A 14,617-nucleotide genomic window follows, 5' to 3' on the forward strand; every position below is an offset into this window, starting at 1 on the left:
GCCGCCGAGAGGCTGTCGGGGGCATGCGGCATGGTGGGGGCCGTGGACGAACAGGTCTTGCGCGAACTGGCCGAGGAACGCCTTCGAGCACTGGCGGGCCCGGAGGCCCGGCTGCGCGAGGACCAGTGGGCGGCGATCCGCGCGCTCGTGGTCGACCGCAGGCGCACGCTGGTGGTGCAGCGCACCGGGTGGGGCAAGTCGGCGGTGTACTTCGTGGCCACCGCGTTGCTGCGGGAACTCGGCGAGGGCCCCACGGTGATCGTCTCGCCGCTGCTGGCGCTGATGCGCAACCAGGTCGCCGCGGCGGCGAAGGCCGGGGTGCAGGCGGCCACCATCAACTCGGCCAACGCGCAGGAGTGGGAGACCGTGCAGGAGGCCGTCGCCATGGGCGAGGTCGACGTGCTGCTGGTGAGCCCCGAACGGCTGAACAATCCGGACTTCCGCGACTCGGTGCTACCGGAACTGGTGCAGGACACCGGTTTGCTGGTGGTCGACGAGGCGCACTGCATCTCCGACTGGGGCCACGACTTCCGGCCGGACTACCGCAGGCTGCGCACGCTCATCGGCGAGCTGCCCGCGGACATCCCGGTGCTGGCCACCACCGCCACCGCCAACGACCGGGTGGTGCACGACGTCGCCGAACAGCTCGGCCTCGGCGACCAGCAGGCCCTGGTGCTGCGCGGCCCGCTGGACCGGGAGAGCCTGCGGCTGGCCGTGGTCCGCCAGCCCAACGCGGCGCAGCGGCTGGCCTGGCTGGCCAAGACCCTGCACGAGCTGCCCGGTTCGGGCATCGTCTACACCCTCACCGTGGCCGCCGCGGCCGAGGTGTCCGCCTTCCTGCGCGAGCACGGGCACACCGTGGCCGCCTACTCCGGCCAGACCGATCCGGCCGAGCGGCAGCAGGCCGAGGAGGACCTGCTGGGCAACAAGGTCAAGGCCCTGGTCGCCACCTCCGCGCTGGGCATGGGTTTTGACAAGCCGGACCTCGGGTTCGTGGTGCACCTGGGCGCGCCGCAGTCGCCGATCGCCTACTACCAGCAGATCGGCCGGGCCGGCCGTGGTGTGCGGCGGGCCGAGGTGATCCTGTTGCCGGGCGCCGAGGATCGCGACATCTGGAACTACTTCGCCTCGCTGGCCTTCCCACCGGAGACCGTGGTGCGCCAGCTCCTGGACACGCTGCGCGGCGCCAGCGGCGCGATGTCCACCGCGGCCCTGGAGCCACGGGTGGAGCTGAGCCGTGGTCGCCTGGAGGTCGTGCTCAAGGTGCTCGACGTGGACGGCGCGGTGCGCCGGGTGCGCGGTGGCTGGGAGGCCACCGGCGAGGACTGGACCTACGAGGCCGACCGGTACGCCAGGGTGGCCAAGGCCAGGGACGCCGAACAGCAGGCGATGCTGGACTACCAGTCGACCACCGGCTGCCGGATGGAGTTCCTGCTCCGCCAGCTCGACGACCCTGGCGCCGCGCCCTGCGGCCGGTGCGACAACTGCACCGGGCAGAACTGGTCCGCCGAGGTGCCCGCCGAGGCGGTGGCCGAAGCGGGCGCCCGGCTGCGGCGGCCCGGGGTCGAACTGGCCCCGCGCAAGCAGTGGCCGACCGGCATGCCGACCATGGGCATCGAGCTGAGCGGGCGGATCCCCGGCGAGGAGTCCGCGGAGACCGGGCGGGCGCTGGGCAGGCTCACCGACATCGGCTGGGGCAACCGGCTGCGCGGCATGTTCGCCGCGGGCGCGCCGGACGAGCCGATCAGCGACGAGGTGTTCAACGCCTGCGTCACGGTGCTGGCCGACTGGAAGAACCACTGGTCGGCCCGCCCGGTCGGGGTGGTCGCGATCGAGTCCCGCAGCCGCCCGCAGCTGGTGGCCAGCCTGACCAAACGCCTGGCCGCCATCGGCAGGCTGCCGTTGCTGGGCCGGGTCGCGGTGGACGCCGGGGTACGCCGCTCCGGCGCGAACAGCGCGCACCGGGTGGCCGGACTCACCGCCGCGCTGCGGCTGCCCGATGACCTGGTCGCCAATCTGTCCACTGTGGACGGTCCGGTGCTGCTGATCGACGATTTCACCGACTCCGGCTGGACCATGACGGTGGCGGCCCGGCTGGTGCGCCGCGCGGGCGCGAAGGGAGTGCTGCCGTTCGTGCTGGCCAGCACCAGCTGATCAGCGTGCGAGCAGGCGTTTGAGCGGCGGCACGGCGGCCGCGGTGCGCAGCGCGGTGCGGAACACCAGGCGGCCGAACCGGTTGCCGGAGACGAACTGGCCCGCCGCGCGCAGTGAGTCACGCACGGCCTGGAAGCCGTAGTCGCGCATCTGCCGCTCGTAGTCGCCGACCGCGTCCAGCAGCCCGCGTTCGCCCCGGTGCGCGGCGATCAGGTTGTGGCCCAGCACGTGCGCGTCGCGCAGCGCGATGTTGGCGCCGATGCCGCGGAACGGCGTCATGCTGTGGATGGCGTCGCCGAGCAGGGTGATGTTGGTGCTGGGCCAGGGATCCACCGGCACCGAGGTGCGGATCGTCATCAGGGACACCACCGCCGGGTCGGTCTCGGTGACCAGCCGCCGCAGCAGCGGGTGCCAGTCGCGGATCAGCTCGCCCGCCCGCGCGCGCAGCCCGGCGGGATCCAGTTGCGCCAGCCCGGCTTCCTTGGTGGCCAAGGCCCACATCAGGTAGCTGCTGGTGTTGTCGAACAGCGCCGTGTCCACCGCGTAGGTCTCGTCGTTGCCACCGATGCCGACGGCCCGGTCGCCGTCGAGTTCGTGCGGCGCGAGGAACATGCCGTGATCCTTGGCCGCGGTCACCAGTTTGGGCCCGGCGAGCAGGAGATCCGGCAGCCAGGCCCGGTTCTCCGGGGTCAGCGGCAGTTTGCCCACGACGCCGCGCACGCCGGTGTCCACCCGCTGGGCGTGCGGCAGGAACTGGCGGCGCACCCGGGAGTTCCCGCCGTCCGCGCCCACCAGCAGATCGGCGGTGGCGGTGCCGCCGTCGGCGAAGTGGCAGGTGATCTCCCCGTCCGGCGCGCGCTCGTAACGCTCGAACACCTTGCCGTGCCGGACGATCCCGTCCAGTCCGGCGGAGAGCACCTGGTGCAGGGTGATCCGGCTGACCGAGTGGTGCGCGTCCCACGGCGCGGGCGGTTCGGCCGGACCATCCAGCAACAGCAACGGTTCCAGCCCCTGGCTGAGGAAACCGAAGCCGCCGCCGTCGCGGCCCGCGGTGTCCAGGAACGTCCGCCAGATCTCCGGCGGCAGGCAGCCGTGCAGCGCCCGCGCGCCCTCCGGGTGGATGTGCACCCGGTAGCCCTGCAGCCGTTCGGTGCGCGAGGGCGACCGCTCGTACACCGCCACCTCCACCCCGGCCCGGTGCAGGCTCTGGGCCAGACACAACCCGCCGGTCCCGCCGCCGACCACCGCCACTCGAAACGCCATGACCCACTCCCCGCTCGTCGACTCCACTGCGTCCGATAATCAACCAGTTGGATGATTAAGTCAACTGAGTGGGTGACTAAGTTCGCCGAGTCGATCGGATACCGTGGCCGGGTGGCAGATCCGCAGCAGCCCCAGCGCAGGTCACGCCGCTCCCCGGCGGCGGGTGAGCGGCAACGCGACGCCGAGCGCACCAAGGCGAAGATCGTGGCCGCGGCCGTCACCGAGTTCGCCGCGAAGGGCTACGCCGCCGCCAGGGTCAGCGAGATCGCCGACCGCGCCGGGGTGAACAAGCAGCTGATCTCCTACTACTTCGGCGGCAAGGAGGGCCTCTACCTGGAGGTCAACCGGAGCTGGGACACCGAGAGCAGGCCGCTGGCCGCCCCGGGCCTGCCACTGGCCGAGGTCGCCGCCGGGTTCGTCCGGCACAGCGCGCGCAACCGCGACTACGGCCGGATCATGGTGTGGGAGAACCTGTCCGAGGACTTCCCGGACGATCCGAACCAGCGCGAGTTCTTCCAGGCCAGGGTCGCCGAGATGCGCCGCCGCCAGGAGGAAGGCGAGATTCCGGCCGATGTGGATCCGGACTGCCTGCTACTGGCCCTGATGGCGGCCGCCAGCGCCAGCCTCACCCTGCCCAGGGTGGCCCAGATGATCAGCGGCGAGGACCCGTCCTCCCCGGAGTTCACCGCACGCTACGCCGAGCAGCTGACCCGGATCGTGCGGCACATCCAAGGCTAGAACGGCACCAGATCGTCGGCGTGCACGACCTCGCGACGCTGTTCGGCCGGCAGTTCGTGGCTGGACCGGCCGATCAGCCCTGGCAACTCGACCGCGTCGAACCCGGCCACGCCCCTGGCCACCACCTGACCGCGCAGGTCGAGCAGCTCCACCACGTCCCCGGCCTCGAAATCGCCGTCCACGCCGGTGATCCCGGCGGCCAGCAACGACCGGCGCCTGCCGACCACCGCGGCCACCGCGCCGTCGTCCAGGTGCAAGCGGCCGGCCGCGCCCGCGGCGTGCCCGAGCCAGAACCGGCGTGCGGACAGCCGGGGACCGGTGACCGCGAACGCGGTGCCCACCTCGGCCGGACCGAGCGCGGCTGCCGCGTCGGCGGCGGCGGTCAGCAGCACCGGGATGCCCGCGGCCGAGGCCAGCCGGGCGGCGGCCAGCTTGGAGGCCATGCCGCCGGTGCCCAGCCCCGAACCCGCCGCGGTCACGTCGACATCGTCCATATCGGCGGAGTCACCGACCTCGGCGATGAGTTTCGCGCCCGGCTCCTGGGGATTCCGGTCGTACACACCGTCCACATCGGATAGTAAGACCAGCGCGTCGGCGCCGACCAGGTGCGCCACCAGGGCGGCCAGCCGGTCGTTGTCACCGAAGCGGATCTCGTCGGTGGCCACCGTGTCGTTCTCGTTCACCACCGGCACCGCGCCCAGGGCCAGCAACCGGTCGAAGGTGCGCTGCGCGTTGCGGTAGTGCGCCCGCCGCACCACATCGTCCGCGGTCAGCAGCACCTGCCCGACCACCAGGTCGAAGCGGGCGAAGGAAGCGGTGTAGGCGTGCGCGAGCTGGAGCTGGCCGACGCTGGCCGCGGCCTGCTGGCTGGCCAGGTCCCGGGGCCGCCGCCGCAGGTTCAGCGGCGCCAGTCCCGCGGCGATCGCGCCGGAGGAGACCAGCACCACCTGACTGCCCGCGTGCCTGCGCGCGGCCAGCGCGTCCACCAGGGCGTCCAGCCGCGCCGGGTCCAGTCCGCCCGCGGCCGTGGTCAGCGAGGACGAGCCCACCTTCACCACGATCCGCCGGGCGGCGGCGATCCGGCTCCGCGCCTGCGACAGCGTTGCCACCGGGGTGGTCACTCCTTGTCGTTCTTGGTTTCCTCGTCGCCGAAGTCCTCGACCTCGACCAGCCCGCGCCGCACCCGCTTGGCGTGCTTGCGCTCGGACGCGCCGATCCGGTCGTTGGGCTCCAGCCGGGTGTCCGTGCCGCGGCCGCTGGTCGGGCCCATCGCGGCCACACCAGCCGGGGTGGAGGGCTCCCAGTCGAAGGTCATGTCGCCGATGGTGACCGGGCAGCCCGGCACCGCGCCCATCCTGGCGATGGTCACCTCGACGCCCAGCCGGTTCAGCCGGTCCGCGAGGTAGCCGATGGCCTCGTTGTTGTCGAAGTTGGTCTGACGCACCCAGCGCTCGGGCCGCTCGCCGCGCACGATGAACCCGCCCTCCCGCTCCGGGTCCGCCACCACGGTGAAGTCCTGCTCGTCGACCGCCCTGGGCCGCAGCACGATCCGGGTGGCCTCCTGCTTGGGCTGGGCGGCCCGGTACGCCTCGACCTCGGCAGCCAGCGCGTAGCTCAGCTCACGCAGGCCCTCTCGGGTGGCGGTGGAGACCGGGAACACCTTCAGCCCACGGGACTCGAACTCCGCGGTGACCATCTCGGCCAGCTCGCGGGCGTCCGGCACGTCGATCTTGTTCAGCACCACGATCCGCGGCCGGTCCTCAAGCTTGGTGCCCAGTGACGGGGTGTAGCGGGCCAGCTCCAGCTCCAGCGCGTCCACATCGGACACCGGATCGCGGCCGGGCTCGAAGGTGGCGCAGTCCACCACGTGCACCAGCACCGCGCAGCGCTCGATGTGCCGCAGGAAGTCCAGGCCGAGGCCACGGCCCTCACTGGCGCCGGGGATCAGGCCGGGCACGTCGGCCACGGTGTAGACGATCTCGCCAGCGGTGACCACGCCCAGGTTGGGCACCAGCGTGGTGAACGGGTAGTCGGCGATCTTGGGCCGGGCCGCGGACATCACCGCGATCAGCGAGGACTTGCCCGCCGAGGGGAAGCCCACCAGACCGGCGTCGGCCACCGACTTGAGTTCCAGCACCAGGCTGCGCGTCTCACCGGGCTCGCCCAGCAGCGCGAACCCTGGCGCCTTGCGGGCCCGGCTGGCCAGGGAGGCGTTGCCCAGCCCGCCGCGGCCGCCCTGGGCCGCGATCAGCCGGGTGCCCTCGCCGACCAGGTCCGCGATCACCTCGCCGTCCTCGCCCAGCACCACGGTGCCGTCCGGGACGCGCAGTTCCAGGTCCTCGCCGACCGCGCCGTCCTGGTGCGAGCCCTTGCCGAACTTGCCGTTGCCCGCGCGGGCGTTGGGGCGGAAGTGGAAGTCCAGCAGCGTGTGCACGTTGCCGTCCACCACCAGCACGACGTCGCCACCACGGCCGCCGTTGCCACCGTCCGGTCCGCCGAGCGGCTTGAACTTCTCCCGGTGCACCGAGGCACACCCGTTGCCGCCGTTGCCGGCCGCCGCGTTGATCACAACGCGGTCGACGAACCGAGACACTGCTCCTCCAACATTTTCACTCTGCGAATACACGACGCGAGGGGCGGGCCGGATATTCCTCCGGCCGCGCCCCTCGCCAAGGTCGTGCAGTGTCTCGAGACGAAGCCTCAGGCCTCGACCGGGACGATGTTCACGGTCTTGCGGCCACGCTTGATGCCGAACTTCACCGCACCGGCGGACAGCGCGAACAGCGTGTCGTCCTTGCCGCGGCCGACGTCCACACCGGGGTGGAACTTCGTGCCGCGCTGACGGATCAGGATCTCCCCGGCCTTGACGACCTGGCCACCGAAACGCTTCACACCCAGGTACTGGGGGTTGGAATCGCGGCCGTTACGGGAGCTGGATGCGCCCTTTTTATGTGCCATGGCTAGTCAGATCCCTTACTTCGCGATGCCGGTGACCTCGACCTTGGTCAGCCGCTGGCGGTGACCCTGGCGCTTGTGGTAGCCGGTCTTGTTCTTGAACTTGTGAATGCGGATCTTGGGGCCCTTGGAGTGCTCCACGACCTTGCCGGTCACGGCGATCTTGCCCAGGGCGTTCGCGTCGGTGATGACGTCGTTGCCGTCCACGACGAGCAGCGCGGGGAACGAGACCTCAGCGCCCGGCTCGCCGGTCAGCTTCTCGACCTCGACGACGTCGCCGACAGCCACCTTGTACTGCTTGCCGCCGGTCTTGACAATCGCGTACATAGGTCCGGAAGTCTCCTGCTACTCGGTGTCGGTATTTCCTCGCAGTCAGCACCGGACCCGTAGGTCCTGATCCTGACTGATCGGGCGCGCCTTACGCCCTGGGTGTTGCACCTGGGCGGGCTGCGCTTCATGACCGAAGGCCATGATTCAGCCCGCCTGACGGCGGGCCGTACATCAGGTTACGGCCCCGCCGTCAACTGGGTCAAACCGGGGTGGCGCCCAGCACGTTCTCGCTTGTCAGCCTTCTTTGATACCGGCCACCGGCGGGCCTGCGGCCCGACGGACGGCCCGGCGCGGCTGGCGCCTGCGGGCGGCCGCGGGGACCGTCGCCGGCTCCCGCTCCTCCTCGTGCTGGCCACCGTGGCCGTTGAGCGCCGCACCGGCCGGCTCGGCCGCCACGGGCTCGGGCGTGAGCGCGGCGGGCTGTTCGGCCGCCACGGGCTGCTCGACGGGCTCCGGCGCGGCCTGGGCCCGCGAGCGCCGCACCCTGGTCCGCCCGGTGGCGGGCTGCTCGGGCGTGACCGCCTCGGCCTGGACGGTCACCGGCGCGGTCTCGGCCGGGATCTGCTCGGGCGCGGCGATCTCGACCGGCTCGGCCTGCGCGACCTCGGTCGCCGCCTCGGCAGCGGGCTGCTCCTGGCCGCCACCGCGGTTGCGCTGGCGGGACCGGCGGCCCTCCTTGCCTGCCGAGCCCGAACCCGAGCCCGCAGCAGCCGCGGCGGGAGCACCCGCCGAGGAACCGTTCCCGTTGCCATTGCCGTTCTGGCCGTTGCCGCTCTTGCCGTTGCCGTTCTTGGCCCCGCCGTTGCCACCGCCATGGGAGTGCATCGGCTCGGTGGAGACCACCAGGCCACGTCCGCGGCAGTGCTCACAGGTGGCGCTGAACGCCTCCAACAGACCGGTGCCGACCCGCTTGCGGGTCATCTGCACCAGGCCCAGCGAGGTCACCTCGGCCACCTGGTGCCGGGTGCGGTCGCGCCCGAGGCACTCGGTGAGCCTGCGCAGCACCAGGTCGCGGTTGGACTCCAGCACCATGTCGATGAAGTCGACCACGATGATGCCGCCCACGTCCCGCAGCCGGAGCTGGCGGACGATCTCCTCGGCCGCCTCCAGGTTGTTCCGGGTGACCGTCTCCTCGAGATTGCCGCCCGACCCGGTGAACTTGCCGGTGTTCACGTCGATCACGGTCATCGCCTCGGTGCGGTCGATGACCAGGTAACCACCGGAGGGCAGCCAGACCTTGCGGTCCAGCGCCTTGGTGATCTGCTCGGTGATCCGGTGCTCGGTGAAGACGTCGTTGGCGCCGACGTGCTTGCGCATCCGGGAGGCCAGGTCGGGAGCCACGTGCTGCACGTAGTTCTCGATCACCTCGCCTGCCTGGGCGCCCTGCACGATCAACCCGGAGAAGTCCTCGGTGAACAGGTCACGGATGACCTTGATCAGCAGGTCCGGCTCCTCGTAGAGCAGCTGCGGAGCCTGTGCCTTGGGCACGTCCGCCTTCTCCTTGATGATCTCCCACTGCGCGCGCAGCCTGCTGACGTCGCGGCCGAGGGCGTCCTCGCTGACGCCCTCCGAAGCGGTCCGGATGATCACGCCGGCGTCCTCGGGCACGATCCGCTTGAGGATGTCCTTGAGGCGCTTGCGCTCGGTGTCCGGGAGCTTGCGGCTGATGCCGGTGGCGCCGCCGCCGGGCACGTAGACCAGGAAGCGGCCCGGCAGGCTGATCTGGGTGGTCAGCCGGGCGCCCTTGTGCCCCACCGGGTCCTTGGTGACCTGGACCAGCACGCTGTCGCCTGTGGACAGTGCCTGCTCGATCTTGCGGGCCTTGCCCTCCAGCCCGGCGGCGTCCCAGTCGACCTCACCGGCGTAGAGCACCGCGTTGCGGCCCTTGCCGATGTCGACGAAGGCGGCCTCCATGCTGGGCAGCACGTTCTGCACCCGGCCGAGGTAGACGTTGCCGACCAGCGAGCCGCTGCCGGCGGAGGTCACGAAGTGCTCCACGAGCACCCCGTCCTCCAGCACCGCGATCTGGATCCGGTCCTCACGCTCGCGGACCACCATCTTGCGGTCCACCGCCTCGCGGCGGGCGAGGAACTCGGCCTCGGACAGGATCGGCGCGCGGCGACGACCGGCCTCGCGGCCGTCCCTGCGGCGCTGCCGCTTGGCCTCAAGGCGGGTCGAGCCCTTGACGCTGCGGACCTCGTCGTCGGAGGACAGCGGTCCGGGCGGGGCGTCCTGGCGGTTCTCCCGCACCTCGCGGACGTGCACCACGGTGTTCGGCGGGTCGTCAGCACGCGGCGAGGACTCGTCGTCCGCACCGCCCTTGCGCCGGCGACGCCGGCGACGGCGGCGGGTGCCCCCGGCCTCGTCGTCCTCGTCATCGTCCTCGGCGACCGGCTCCTCGGCGGCGGGCGCGGACTGCTCGGTCTCGTCGAACCCGTCCTCACCCTCCTCGCCGTCCTCGGCCGCGCCGCGACCACGGCCACGCCCGCGACGGCCCCGGCGGCGACGGCGGCGGTTGCCCGCGTCCTCGTCGTCGTCCAGACCGCCCTCGGCGTGCTCGTCGTGCTGGTCCTCGTCCTCGGCCTCCGGCTCCTCCACCGGCGCGGCGACCGGCTCCGGCGCGCGCTTGCGGGCCGGGGCCGGGGCAGGCTGGGAAGGTGCCATGAACAGCGGCTGCGGTGCGGCGAAGACCGGTGCGAACGGGGCCGCTACTGGCTCCGGCTCGGCCTCGGCGACCGGCGCGTCCAGCGTCGTGTCGTCGAGATCCACCTGGTCCTCGGCAGGCAGCAACGCCTCGGCGACCCGTTCGGCCACCTCCCGGCTGATGCTGGACTGCGCACTGCGCACGGTCTCACCGAGCTGCTCGAGCGTCGTCATGACGTCCCGAGAGCTGGCGCCGAGCAGCTTGGCCAGCGCGTGTACCCGCAGCTTGGGGGGCAGGCTCGCCAGCTCCCCGGATGCGGTGCTATCCCCGCCGGTGTTGCCGGCAGGGCTTTCCATGTTCGACATGCAGCTCCTCCGCCCCCGGGCGCGTCCAACTCGGACGCGGCCGCGCAGGGGCCTTTCTGTTCCAGTCACCGCCGCACCGCTTGAGCAGCCCGGCAGGAATCCTCCACAACCCCCTGTGTCCCCGGACATGGGTCCGGGCGCCAGACGGTTAGGTCATTTGACGACGTTCTGCGCCGTCTACCACCGACCTACCGCGGTGCGTCGAGCACCGGCGGGGTTGCCTCCCGGTCAGGGGCGAGCGGATCAGTGAGGTCACCACTGTCGTCAAGCCGTCCTTGAGCCAGTCGGCTCGCTTTCGCGGGTACCGGTGGCACGAGATCGGCGACGACGCGGAGCGCGCTCAGCACGTCATCCGGCCGGACGGTAGGTGTTGTCTGCCGTACGACCGCTGTGAGTATCCCACACCGGAGGCCGGGTTGCGGCCCATCACCCACATGGGTGGTTGTCGTCTCAACTTCCGAATCCACCCGGAGATCGACCACGGCCGCCCTGGCGTCGATCATCCGGCGGCCGTCCTTGAGCAGTCGTTCGACCTCGACGACCTCCCTGGCCAGCAGCTCCTCGACCGCCTTGGCCAGCTCGGCCGGGTCCACCCCCGGCAGTTCGATCCGCCACCGGCTGGCCTCGATCCGCTCCGGCAGGGTGCCCGGACCAGCCTCGACCGCTTCCAGGACGTCCAGCCCCGGCGGCAGCGCCGTGTCCAGCTCGACCCGCAGGACCTCCGGGTCGACCCGGTGCACGAGCTGGATCTCCACGTACTCCGCCTCGCTGGCCACCCCGGTCGGCGCGGCGCCGATCCAGGAGACCTTCGGGTGCGGGCTGAAGCCCTGCGAGTAGGCCATCGGCACCCCGGCCCGCCGCAACGCGCGCTCGAAGGCGCGAGCGACGTCACGGTGTGAGGTGAAACGCAGCCTGCCCCGTTTGGCGTAACGCAGGCGCAGTTTCTGCACCGCGGACGCGGAGGGATTGGGCTGGTGCTGAGTGGACAGGTCTGCTCCTCGGGCGGGCTGTTCCGGTCTGACTGGTCGAAGAGGCTACCGGCATGACCCGGTCGACACGCTTGTCTGGCCGGGCCACCATGGCTACCGTCCGGGCGGAATCGGTACGCGGACAACCCCGAGACGTCCGTATTACCGAGCCGATGTACACGATGACGGAGGTCCCCCCGTGCCTCTGCCCTTCCGTGTCCGGATCGGCGCGACCCTGCTGGCCGCGCTGACCGGGGCAGGGCTGCTCGCCGTGCCCGCTGGCGCCAACCCCGAGGCGCCCGAGCGGACCGGCGAGTCGGTCGCGCCCTGCCGGACTGGGCTGCCCCTGCGCTACCTGGTGCTCTTCCCGGCCGGCACGACGGCGGCCGAGGCGGAGTCGCAGGTCAAGGCCAACTGTGGTGCCACCACCGCGTACTACCCGGAGATCGGCGTCGCGGTGGCCGGTGCGGCCGATCCCGACTTCGTCAGCAGGCTCGGCGCGGACCGGGTGGTCAGCGCGGAGGCCCAGATCAGGGCCGCGCGCAAGAAGTCGGCAGGACGCGGACCCGCGGGTCCCCGGCTCGCCCCTGACCGGCGCCCGGCTGGCACGGACCGCACCGACGAGCAGTGGGACATGGCCGCGATCCGCGCCGACCAGGCCAACCAGGTCACCGTGGGCAGCGGGGACGTGCTGGTCGGCGTGCTCGACTCCGGTGTGGACGCCGGGCACCCGGACCTGGCCGCCGCGGTCGACCCGGCCGCCTCGGCGGGCTGTGTCACCGGCCGCGCCGACCAGCGGCGGAGCGCCTGGCTGCCCACCGAGTCCCCGCACGGCACGCACGTGGCCGGCACCATCGCCGCGGCCAAGGACGGTCGCGGGATCACCGGCGTGGCGCCCGGGGTGCGGCTGGCCTCGGTGAAGGTGGTCGACGACGACGGTTACGTCTACCCCGAGTCGGTGGTCTGCGGGTTCATGTGGGCCGCGGCCAAGGGCATGCGGGTGGTCAACAACAGCTTCCTGGTCGACCCGTGGGTGCTGACCTGCCGGGACCGGGCCGGTCAGCGGGTGGTGCACGAGGCGGTCAGCCGCGCGGTGCGCTACGCGGTCGGCCGCGGCGTGCTCGCGGTGGCCGCGGTCGGCAACGACGCGGTCGACCTGGCCAATCCCGGTGCGACCGCGGCCAAGCTCGGGCTGCCCGGCGGCCGGGTGGACAACCGGTGCGAGGCGCTGCCCGCCGAGTTACGCGGGGTGGTCGCGGTGTCCTCGGTCGGCGCCGAGGGGGTCAAGGCCAGTTACAGCTCCTACGGCTTGGGTGTGGCGCAGCTCACCGCGCCCGGCGGCGATCACCGGCAGACCCCGCCGGGGCTGGACAACGGCTGCGTGCTCTCCACCGTCCCGCACGGCGGCTACGGCTACCTGTGCGGCACCTCGATGGCGACCCCGCACGTGACCGGGGTGGCCGCGCTGCTGGCCTCCCGCTACCGCTCGGCGAGCCCGGCCCAGCTCACCCGGCTGCTCGGTCAGCAGGCCGTGTCGCTGGACTGCCCGGCCGACTACGACCTGAACTCCGACGGCGCGCAGGACGCCACCTGCAATGGCTACGCCGGCTACAACGGCTTCTACGGCCACGGCATGGTGGACGCGCTCGCCGCGGTCCGGGACTGACCCCCGAACGGTTCGAATTTCCCCGTGGCTCTGGGAAAACCGGGTGCTGTCGTGATCGACTGTGCCCGTTTTCCACGCTGGCGAGGAGGATCGGATGTCGAAGCTCGGCCGCCTGGGGGCGGCGACGCTGGCCATGACGACCGGGGTGGTGCTGCTCAGCGCCGCACCGGCCGCGGGAGCAGCGCCGACCGGTGCGCCGTGCGCCACCGAGGGCACGTCCTACCAGTACGTGGTGGTGGTCAGGCCGCACACGCGGGAACGCGAGGTGCGCCAGGAGATCACCGGCAACTGCGGGAAGTTCGACCACTACTACCCGGAGATCGGCGTCGCGGTGGCCACCTCGGTGGACCCGTCCTTCGACCGGCGCGTCGGGCTGGACAAGGCTTACAGCGCGAAGAAGGCCAGGGACGCGGTGACCGGTCTGGGCCGCGGTCACACCGCGAAACTGGAGTCGGTGCAGGCCGTCGTCGCGGGTGATGAGGACCTGTCCGGGCAGTCCTGGGACATGCGCGCGATCGGCGCGGACCAGGCCAACAAGATCAACCCGGGTTCGCGGGACGTGGTGGTCGGCGTGCTCGACTCCGGCGTGGACCCCAAGCACCCGGACCTGGTCAAGGCGCTGGACCCGAAGCTGTCCGCGGGCTGTGAGACCGGCAAGCCGGTCAACGAGGTCGCGGCCTGGTCCCCGCTGGGCTCCGCGCACGGCACGCACGTGGCAGGCACCATCGCCGCGGCCAAGGACGGCAAGGGCATCACCGGCATCGCGCCCGGCGTGCGGATCGCCTCGGTCCGGGTGATCAACGACGAAGGCATGATCTACCCGGAGTCCGCGGTGTGCGGGTTCATGTGGTCGGCGGCGAAGAAGTTCACCCTGACCAACAACAGCTGGTTCGCCGACCCGTTCTTCTTCTGGTGCCAGGACAAGCCGGGTGAGCGGGTCGGTTTCGAGGCCATCCGCCGCGCCCTCGCCCACGCCCACCGCGCCGAGGTGCTGACGGTGGCCGCCGCGGGCAACTTCGCGCTGGACCTGACCGATCCGACCCACGACCCGGCCGCCGAGCACCCGGTGGACAAGAAGTGCAAGCTGCTGCCCGGCGGCCTGCCCGGCGTGGTGTCGGTGTCCTCGACCGGCTTCGACGGCTCGCTGTCCAGCTTCAGCGACTACGGCCGCGGCGCGATCACGGTGAGCGCGCCCGGCGGTGACTTCACCGAGCCGCCGCCCGGCCAGGGCCCCGGCTGCCCGCTGTCCACCATCCCGGACGGCCAGTACGGGTCGATGTGCGGGACCTCGATGGCCTCCCCGCACGCCGCCGGGGTGGCCGCGCTGATCGCCTCCGGGCTGCCCTTCCGCTCGGCCGCCCACCTGCGGTTCCTGCTGGCTGCGCAAGCCGACCCGAAGGCCTGCCCTGGTGGCGACGAGCGCTGCACCGGCTCGAAGCTGAACAACTCGTTCTTCGGATCCGGGCAGGTCAACGCGCTGCGCGCGGTGCGCTAAGCCATCCGGCCGCTGTGCCGCACCGCCTCACCCTTCTAG

At 72.0% G+C, this 14,617-nt stretch carries 11 protein-coding genes; 4 read left to right on the forward strand and 7 right to left on the reverse strand.

Going from position 1 to position 14,617, the window contains the following annotated elements:
* Positions 1-30: 30 nt before the first annotated feature.
* Complete coding sequence (locus ACTOWY_RS04025) at positions 31-2,154, forward strand: RecQ family ATP-dependent DNA helicase (RefSeq protein WP_441308236.1); 2,124 nt, start codon at positions 31-33, stop codon at positions 2,152-2,154.
* On the opposite strand, the gene ACTOWY_RS04030 is transcribed toward ACTOWY_RS04025, so the two are convergent.
* Positions 2,155-3,417 carry an FAD-dependent oxidoreductase gene (locus ACTOWY_RS04030; protein ID WP_441308237.1) on the reverse strand — a complete coding sequence of 421 codons (1,263 nt, stop codon included), beginning with the start codon at positions 3,415-3,417 and terminating at the stop codon, positions 2,155-2,157.
* Between the two features lie 111 nt (positions 3,418-3,528).
* Between ACTOWY_RS04030 and ACTOWY_RS04035 the strand changes: the two genes are divergently transcribed.
* Positions 3,529-4,155 carry a TetR/AcrR family transcriptional regulator gene (locus ACTOWY_RS04035; RefSeq protein ID WP_441308238.1) on the forward strand — a complete coding sequence of 209 codons (627 nt, stop codon included), beginning with the start codon at positions 3,529-3,531 and terminating at the stop codon, positions 4,153-4,155.
* Here the strand turns inward: ACTOWY_RS04035 and proB are convergent.
* The 6 genes from proB to ACTOWY_RS04065 all read right to left on the reverse strand — a co-directional run bounded on the left by proB (position 4,152) and on the right by ACTOWY_RS04065 (position 11,399).
* Entirely contained in the window at positions 4,152-5,255 is a 1,104-nt protein-coding gene (proB, locus tag ACTOWY_RS04040) for a glutamate 5-kinase (protein ID WP_441308391.1), read from the reverse strand. The genes ACTOWY_RS04035 and proB overlap by 4 nt on opposite strands.
* 17 nt (positions 5,256-5,272) lie before the next feature.
* Positions 5,273-6,748 carry a GTPase ObgE gene (gene obgE, locus ACTOWY_RS04045; protein ID WP_247759292.1) on the reverse strand — a complete coding sequence of 492 codons (1,476 nt, stop codon included), beginning with the start codon at positions 6,746-6,748 and terminating at the stop codon, positions 5,273-5,275.
* A gap of 107 nt (positions 6,749-6,855) precedes the next feature.
* Positions 6,856-7,113, reverse strand: a complete 258-nt coding sequence (gene rpmA / locus ACTOWY_RS04050) for a 50S ribosomal protein L27 (protein ID WP_185002165.1) — start codon at positions 7,111-7,113, stop codon at positions 6,856-6,858.
* 15 nt (positions 7,114-7,128) lie between these two features.
* Positions 7,129-7,437: a 50S ribosomal protein L21 gene (gene rplU / locus ACTOWY_RS04055; protein WP_185002164.1), complete on the reverse strand. Its 309-nt coding sequence runs from the start codon at positions 7,435-7,437 to the stop codon at positions 7,129-7,131.
* A 237-nt stretch (positions 7,438-7,674) separates the two neighbouring features.
* Positions 7,675-10,449: a translation initiation factor IF-2 N-terminal domain-containing protein gene (locus tag ACTOWY_RS04060; RefSeq protein WP_441308239.1), complete on the reverse strand. Its 2,775-nt coding sequence runs from the start codon at positions 10,447-10,449 to the stop codon at positions 7,675-7,677.
* A 188-nt stretch (positions 10,450-10,637) separates the two neighbouring features.
* Entirely contained in the window at positions 10,638-11,399 is a 762-nt protein-coding gene (locus ACTOWY_RS04065; RefSeq protein ID WP_441308240.1) for a TIGR03936 family radical SAM-associated protein, read from the reverse strand.
* Between the two features lie 217 nt (positions 11,400-11,616).
* Between ACTOWY_RS04065 and ACTOWY_RS04070 the strand changes: the two genes are divergently transcribed.
* Both ACTOWY_RS04070 and ACTOWY_RS04075 read left to right on the forward strand, forming a co-directional pair.
* Positions 11,617-13,083: a S8 family peptidase gene (locus tag ACTOWY_RS04070; RefSeq protein WP_441308241.1), complete on the forward strand. Its 1,467-nt coding sequence runs from the start codon at positions 11,617-11,619 to the stop codon at positions 13,081-13,083.
* A gap of 94 nt (positions 13,084-13,177) precedes the next feature.
* Positions 13,178-14,578 carry a S8 family peptidase gene (locus tag ACTOWY_RS04075; RefSeq protein WP_441308242.1) on the forward strand — a complete coding sequence of 467 codons (1,401 nt, stop codon included), beginning with the start codon at positions 13,178-13,180 and terminating at the stop codon, positions 14,576-14,578.
* The last annotated feature ends 39 nt before the right edge of the window (positions 14,579-14,617 follow it).

This window comes from Crossiella sp. CA198 (assembly GCF_052078295.1).
Lineage (GTDB): Bacteria > Actinomycetota > Actinomycetes > Mycobacteriales > Pseudonocardiaceae > Crossiella.

Bases quoted from the DNA above. Each gene is read 5' to 3' on its own strand.
- ACTOWY_RS04025 (WP_441308236.1), top strand. From the start codon at position 31: ATGGTGGGGGCCGTGGACGAACAGGTCTTGCGCGAACTGGCCGAGGAA.
- ACTOWY_RS04030 (WP_441308237.1), bottom strand. From the start codon at position 3,417: ATGGCGTTTCGAGTGGCGGTGGTCGGCGGCGGGACCGGCGGGTTGTGT.
- rpmA (WP_185002165.1), bottom strand. From the start codon at position 7,113: ATGGCACATAAAAAGGGCGCATCCAGCTCCCGTAACGGCCGCGATTCC.
- rplU (WP_185002164.1), bottom strand. From the start codon at position 7,437: ATGTACGCGATTGTCAAGACCGGCGGCAAGCAGTACAAGGTGGCTGTC.
- ACTOWY_RS04060 (WP_441308239.1), bottom strand. From the start codon at position 10,449: ATGTCGAACATGGAAAGCCCTGCCGGCAACACCGGCGGGGATAGCACC.
- ACTOWY_RS04075 (WP_441308242.1), top strand. From the start codon at position 13,178: ATGTCGAAGCTCGGCCGCCTGGGGGCGGCGACGCTGGCCATGACGACC.